At 38.5% G+C, this 379-nt stretch carries 1 pseudogene; it reads right to left on the bottom strand.

The features are described from left to right. Positions 1-109: 109 nt before the first annotated feature. Positions 110-379, bottom strand: a pseudogene (locus tag AB4140_RS09965) (transposase); the annotation flags it as partial.

Genomic DNA, 379 nt, shown 5'->3' with positions numbered 1-379 from the left:
AGGTCTGGCCATCTTCAATCACCAAGTAATGAGCAATAACTAAAGCCTAGTAGGGTGTTTAACATTTAGCCAACTAGAATGGGTGGCCTTGTTAATTGCCTTGTTAATTCTAACTAGAATGGGTGGCCATATTAATTACAAACTCATTAAGCGCTTCACCTTTAACAAATTTATGGGTCAGCAATGTACCTTTAAAGCCTTTATGCCATTGGGTAAGCACATCTATATCAGACCATTCTTTGGCTTTATCCACATCGACTTTAAGCACCACATGTAAATGATTACTCATCACCGCATAAGCACAGATATCAATCGCAAAAATCGTCGCCAATTCAATAATACGTGAATCAATCCACTCACGGCGATGTTCAAAGTTTTC

The sequence above is a fragment of the Shewanella sp. 10N.286.51.B2 genome (assembly GCF_041469265.1).
Classification (GTDB): domain Bacteria; phylum Pseudomonadota; class Gammaproteobacteria; order Enterobacterales; family Shewanellaceae; genus Shewanella.
This window is presented reverse-complemented; position numbering and strand designations above follow the sequence as displayed.